This window comes from [Chlorobium] sp. 445 (assembly GCA_002763895.1).
In the GTDB taxonomy this organism is placed as follows: domain Bacteria; phylum Bacteroidota; class Chlorobiia; order Chlorobiales; family Thermochlorobacteraceae; genus Thermochlorobacter.
On record NSLH01000030.1, the window covers coordinates 21,971 to 28,846 of the forward strand.

Annotated in this window: 4 protein-coding genes; 1 reads left to right on the top strand and 3 read right to left on the bottom strand. The window is 48.0% G+C overall.

Translation table 11 applies throughout. The features are described 5' to 3' along the window. Window positions 1–6: 6 nt before the first annotated feature. The gene (locus tag CMR00_10645) at window positions 7–918 is read left to right on the top strand and encodes a 4-hydroxy-tetrahydrodipicolinate synthase (protein ID PIO47402.1); all 912 of its coding nucleotides are present in this window, start codon (window positions 7–9) and stop codon (window positions 916–918) included. A 69-nt stretch (window positions 919–987) separates the two neighbouring features. Here CMR00_10645 and ggt read toward each other — a convergent pair whose 3' ends face one another. From ggt to CMR00_10660, 3 genes are all read right to left on the bottom strand, one after another. Then, window positions 988–2,565: a gamma-glutamyltransferase gene (gene ggt, locus CMR00_10650; GenBank protein ID PIO47407.1), complete on the bottom strand. Its 1,578-nt coding sequence runs from the start codon at window positions 2,563–2,565 to the stop codon at window positions 988–990. Window positions 2,566–2,985: 420 nt separating this feature from the next. After that, a complete protein-coding gene (locus CMR00_10655; protein ID PIO47403.1) occupies window positions 2,986–3,498 on the bottom strand; it encodes a hypothetical protein in 513 nt (170 codons plus the stop codon). A gap of 176 nt (window positions 3,499–3,674) precedes the next feature. Continuing rightward, window positions 3,675–6,848 carry an acriflavin resistance protein gene (locus tag CMR00_10660; protein PIO47404.1) on the bottom strand — a complete coding sequence of 1,058 codons (3,174 nt, stop codon included), beginning with the start codon at window positions 6,846–6,848 and terminating at the stop codon, window positions 3,675–3,677. Window positions 6,849–6,876: the final 28 nt, after the last annotated feature.

Here is a 6,876-nt window from a genome sequence, read left to right on the forward strand (position 1 = left end):
TCACTTATGATTCGTAGAGTAATTTCTGGTTCAGCTGTCGCTCTGGTTACGCCTTTCAAAAGCGATGGCGCGCTCGACACTGAAGCGCTTCGGCGTTTGGTCGAGTTTCACATTCAAGGCGGCACCGACATTTTGATTCCTTGTGGCACAACAGGAGAATCACCCACGCTGTCTGACGATGAGCAGTATCGGATTATTTCACAGTGCGTCGAATTTAGCAACGGCAAGATTCGCGTCATGGGTGGTGCTGGCAGCAATAACACAGCACATGCGGTTCATCTTGCTAAAGCTGCGCAAAAAGCAGGCGCAACAGGTATTCTCTGCGTTGCGCCATACTACAATAAACCTACACAAGAAGGGTTTTTCCGACATTATGCCGCCATTGCTGAAGCCGTCTCTGTGCCTGTTATCATCTACAATGTGCCCGGTCGCACTGGTGCTAACATCTCCGTTGAGACAATGCTGCGCTTGGCTTCAAGTTTCCCCAACATTCTTGCCGTTAAAGAAGCCTCTGGCAACATGGCACAAATAGAGGAACTGCTGCGCAACCGTCCAGCGCAACTTTCTGTGATGAGCGGCGATGACTACCTCACCTTGCCTATGATGGCTCTCGGCGGCGATGGTGTTATTTCTGTTGCCGCTAATCAAATTCCGCAAGTCATGAAACGCCTTGTTGAAGCCATGTTCCAAAGTAACTTAGCTGAAGCACAACGTCTGCACAACGAATACTTGAACTTGATGAACCTTAACTTTCTTGAATCCAATCCCATTCCTGTCAAATACACGCTGGCACAAATGGGTCTGATTGAACTTAGTTACCGCTTGCCCATGGTGCCGCCCTCGCCTGCTACACGTGAAAAACTTGATGCGGAACTCAAACGCTTAGGACTCATCAAAGGTGAACTTGCAACAGCCTAATGTCGCACTTGAAAGTATGGGTGTAGCCAAATCGATGGGGTTTGGCTACACTTTTTGCGTTCCACCTTCTCAATAGCCTGCCGCTTGCCCATCTTTGCGCGATTCTGATGCACCGTAGTAGACTTTGTTTTTAGCATCGTATCGAATGCCTTGATAGCCCCCGTAGCCACTTAGGCTGAAGCTGACTCGATGTCCCATCTTAAGCAGTTCGCGTATGGTTTCATGTGGGAATCCTGTCTCGAGTAAAATTGTGCCCCCATCGGTCATCTTTTCACCTGTTGGTTCTGAGGAGCCTTCATGCGCAATGCGCGGCGCATCACCAGCTTCTTGTATATTCATTCCAAAATCAATGATGTTCATCAAAATTTGTACATGTCCAAGCGGTTGAAACTCACCACCCATCACCCCAAAACTCATAAACGGCTCTCCGTCTTTTGTTACAAACGCAGGAATAATCGTGTGAAATGGTCGCTTGTGTGGTGCATAGACATTCGCTTCCCCTTCATTTAAGGAGAAAAGTTCACCTCGATCTTGCAGCATAAAGCCCAGACCATCAGGCACCATCCCTGAACCCATTCCACGATAATTGCTTTGAATTAGTGAGACCATATTACCATCCTTGTCTGCAGTTGTCAGATAAATTGTGCCACCTTCTTTGAGTGCAGGGTTACCTGCTTCGACACGACGCGCGGCACGCTCCATGCTAATCAACTTGCGCCGCTCGTTCGCATAGTCTTTGGAAATCAGTGCTGCAACGGGCACCTTTACAAAATCAGGGTCAGCGTAGTACTTGGCTCGGTCCTCAAAAGCCAGTTTCTTAGCTTCAACGAAAAGATGCACATGCTCTTTGCTACCAAAAGGAATTTGCTTGAAAGCGTAGCCTTCGAGAATATTTAGCATCTGCAGTGCTGCAATGCCCTGACTGTTTGGCGGCAACTCCCAGACTTCGTAGCCACGATAAGTTGTAGATACAGGCTCTACCCACTCCGATTTATGGTCTGCAAAATCGCGCGCTGACAGAAATCCCCCTTGTGCTTTGATAAAGGCTTCAATGATTTTCGGAATTTCACCTTTGTAGAACGCGTCTCTTCCACCGTTTGCAATTTTTTCGAGCGTATTTGCCAAAAGTGGATTTTTGAAGATTTCCCCTTTCTTGGGCGTTTGTCCATTTGGTGCATACACTTCCTTGACATTTGGAAACTGTGATAGCGCTGCCACATTTCGTTCTAAGTAGTATGCAATGAGTTCTGAGACAGGGAAGCCCTCGCGTGCATATTTGATGGTTGGGGCAAGCAGCGTTTTCATTGGCAATTTGCCAAACCTTTTGTGGAGTTCGAACCATCCATCCACACAGCCCGGCACCGTTACTGGGAGCGGTCCTACTGCAGGAATATGCTTAATGCCTTTTTCTTTGAAATAGCTCAGCGTGAGTGTGTAAGGCGAGCGTCCGCTTCCATTTAAGCCGTAGAGTTTTTTGGTTTTGGCGTCCCACACGATTGCGAAAATATCGCCGCCGATACCGCAGCCTGTCGGTTCCATCAAGCCTAAGGCCGCATTGGCCGCAATCGCTGCGTCGACAGCAGAACCACCCTGTTTGAGAATCTCAAGACCCACTTGCGTGGCGAGCGGTTGACTGGTGCAGACCATTCCATTTTGTGCAATCACTTCTGAGCGTGAGGCAAAGCTTTTGCCTGTAATGCGGTCTTGCGCGCTTAGCAGCGGAGCAAGGCAACACAGCACACCTGCACAGAGTGCAGCCCTAAAAAATGATGATGCATTGTCATTGGCTTATTGTTTTGATTTTTCTCGTTCAAACTTCTGAGAGCATGAAGAATTTATGCGCTTCATTCGTAACGTCTACAAAGCAGGAGAAACTTTTTGATGGGGAGGAATTATGGAAACTGTTTTGCTTGCCCTTTTCGGCTTTTTTATGCTGCTGTTTGTGGTGCTCTTTTTCGGGTGCGAAAGTGTCTCATCGCTTCTCGGTGGCAGTGACGGAGAAGACCGCTCGCTTTTTATGCAGCGGCACGACCGGCAGCATCGCATGCAGCGGTCGCACCGACTTTCTTAGGCTTGTTGAGCCGCTTGTTTGTTGAATAGCACTTTGCGCACGAAGTAGTCGACGCCAAAGAACAGCGCAACGAACAGCACATCACCGACGGCTTGATTACGGAAAAATGGAATAGCAGCTACGTAACAAGCCACTAATCCTTCTATGGTATAACCATACCAACCGCTTAGCCATACCCCGAAATTCGTTATTACAAAGAAACTTACAGACGAGAGCAACGTGCCTACTGCCAAGCGTCCATAGCTAAACTGCGCGCGAATCCAAAAACCAATCATCGCTACCACTGCAAATGCACCATAGACATAGCACATACCACTGTGGAATCCCGGGAATGCTAAAAATCCCGTTCGGTAGAAAAGTTCAAAAATGCCGTCAGAGAGCAGCATGGCAAGCAGTGGGATAGTTATTGCCCGCTTTTTGTCGGCGATTTTATTTGTGCCATAGAGCGCTACTGCAGAGATTGCGGTAAAGTTTGGTGGGTGTGGAATGATGCGCGAGAGTGCGCCCAAAAAACCAGGATAAATTCCATTTTTATTAAAGTTAAGGTTTTGTGGTTTTAACGGCTGCTAATTTACAAAGATTTTTCGTAGCGCCGCGCTCTGTTGAACAACACCCAACAGTTTTGAGCAAGACGCATTGCCGTGCATATGACAATGCGTCTTTAGCCCACTCACTTCAACCTGACTTACTTGTTTGCTTCAAACTTCACGGCTTCAGGCAGCGGTTCGAAGACTTCTTCTTTGACTTTTACAGGCTTGCGCACTCTGAGTTTGGCAAAAACATTGCCGAAGTTATCGAACCAGTAGTAGACGACTGGCACGACCACGAGTGTCAGGAACATTGAACTGGTCAACCCGCCAATAAGTGCCCAAGCAAGTCCAGTTTTCCACTCTGCACCAGCAGCACCCGAGAGTGCAATGGGCATCATGCCAAAAATCATGGTGAGCGTTGTCATCAGAATGGGGCGCAGTCGCTCGCGCCCTGCTTCTACCAGCGCTTCAACGGTGTTCAAGCCTTCTTCTTTGGCACGATTGGCAAAATCGACTAAGAGAATGGCGTTTTTACTTACAAGACCGAGCAGCATAATGAAGCCAAGTATCGTGAAGATGCTGAGGTTCTTTGCAGCCAGTGCAATTGCCAGCAGTGCCCCAATCACGGCCAGGGGAATTGAGAACAGCACCACAAACGGATATTTGTAGGAATTATACAGCGCCACCATAATCAAATAGACGAACAGCACACCAGCAATGAGTGCAAGTCCCAAACTGCCGAAGCCTTCTTGTTGATTTTTCAAGTCACCCAGTGGTGAAATCTTTATGCCAGCAGGCAGCGGGTCTTCGGCAAGTTTCTTTTGTGCATCTTGCCAGACTGATGTTAGTGACCGACCTGCAAGCTGTGCATAGACAATGATTGCATAGTTGCGGTCACGGCGCTGTAATTTGGTTGGACCTGTTGCTTGGTAGATGTTCGCAAACTGTTTGAGCTCGACCACTTGTCCACGTTGATTGACAAAAGTCAGATTGCCGAGGGTTTCGGTGTTGGAGCGGTCGAATTCATCGAGCTGAATACGAATGTCGTATTCAGTATCGCCTTCACGGAATTTGGCATCATTATCACCAGCAAGCGCAATGCGCAGCGAGGCGCCCACTTCAGCCATGGAGAGCCCGAAGAAAGCCAGCTTATTGCGGTCAATCTCAATGCGCGTTTCAGGGTTGCCATCTTCAGCTGACAGCCTGACATCGGTTGCACCTTTTGTGTTTTTCAGGATTTCTTTCAGATGCAGCGCAGACTGTTTGACGATCTCATAGTCCGCACCACTCACAATTAACTGAATTGGTGTCTGGTTTGCTGTGCCAAAGACGCCGATGTCGTTCACACGCACCTTGACGCCCGGAATATCTTTCGTCATTTGTTTGATTTGCGCCTGCACATCAGTGGTTGAACGTAATCCGCGGGCTTTGCGCTCTTCTTTATCGATTAGTTTGACGCTAATGTCGACAATGTTACTCGATGAGGCTGTAACGAAGCCGTCACTGGAGGCACCGACATTTGCCGCAACTTTTTCTACTTCAGGAATATCCATCAGCATCCGCTCGATTTTCTGTGAGACAGCGTTGGTTTCTTCAAGTTTTGTGCCCGGTGCAAGTTCCAGCGCAACCGAGAACTCCCCTCGGTCGGTCTGTGCAATAAATTCGCCACCAATGAATCCAAGTGGAATCAGTGAGCAAGAAGCAATGAGCATCATCACTGCGGAGACGGCTACTTTCCAGCGGTTTTGCAGTGCCCATTTGAGCAGTTCAATGTAGCGCTCTGTAAAACGCTTGAAAACCCCTTCAAACCATAAGCCGAAGCGCCCCATCAACGTGTCTTTGGTCAGATGCTCGAGCTTTGAGATGCGTGATGCTAACACAGGCGTTACAGTGAAAGAGACCAGCAAGCTGAAGAGTGTTGAGACCACCATGACAATTGCGAACTGACGCATAATGTTACCGATAATGCCGCCTGTTAGCGCAAGTGGCAAAAAGACCACCACGTCGACGAGTGTGATGGAGACGGCAGTCAGACCGATTTCATCACGTCCGCGCACAGCCGCCTCTACTTTACTGTCACCAAGTTCCAAGCGGCGATAAATGTTTTCGAGCACTACGATAGAGTCATCTACCCAGATGCCAACAGCAAGCGAGAGGGCTAGCAGCGACATGAGGTTGAAGGTATAATCCAAGAAATACATCACGCCGATTGTGGAAATGAGCGAGCAGGGAATTGCAATCATCACAATCAAGGAGTTGCGAATGCTGTGGAGGAACACCAGCATGACCAGTGCAACAAGCACAATTGCGAGCATTAAGTCTTCTTGCACAGCGTGTGCGGCATCGAGCGTGAAGATCGATGCATCTTGGGCAATATCAAATTTGACCGCTTTGTCAGCATATTCCTGCTGAATTTTTGCAAGTTCTGCGCGCACCTTTTCGCTTACAATTACAGCATTTGCATCAGATTGCTTATTGATGAACATGCCAATGGACGACTTGCCGTTGATGCGGTTGATATTGTTCGGCTCCTTGCGTCCATCTTCCACTTCTGCAATGTCAGAAAGGCGAATTTCTCCGCCCTGCTTAGAGCGCCCAACTACAAGGTTACGCATCTCTTCTAGCGATGTAAATTTACCAGCAAGCCGCACAACAAACTGTCCATCACTGTCCTTGATTTTGCCCGTGGGGAAATCTAGATTTGCATTCTTAATTACATTTGCCACTTGCAGGGGCGAAAGACCGTAGGTTTTGAGTTTTTCAGCGTTAAGATTGACCTTAATCTCGCGTTCTTCGCCACCAATCAAGACGATTTGTGCAACACCCGGAATACGGGCTAGACGCGGTTGCAAGCGTTCCTTGACAAAGGTATAAAATTCTGTCTCAGGCATTTTGCTTGTGATGCCCATCCTCAAAATAGGGAATTCATCAAAAGCAAACTTAGAAAGTACAGGTCGCTTTGCCTCAGCAGGTAGAAGTGGGATAATCGATTCAACTTTACGCTGTGCATCTTGTAAGACAATATCTACATTTGCCTCTTGCTTGAATTCAAGCGATATAAACGATACTCCTTCACTTGATGTCGCTGTAACTGCATCAACTTTATCTAAGCCGGAGACCGCATCTTCAATGAGTTTGGTAACCGATGTTTCCACTTCATTTGGCGAGGCACCCGGATAAGCTGTGGTAATCGTAACGACAGGCGGCGCAAACTTCGGCAAGAGCTCATAACTGAGTTGCGTGTAGCCATACAAACCAAATACGCCCAAGACTGCAAACAGCACAACCACCAGCGTTGGACGCTGAATGAGTAACCTTGTAACAGACATATCTTTTTTGCTCCGTTTCGCGTTTTTG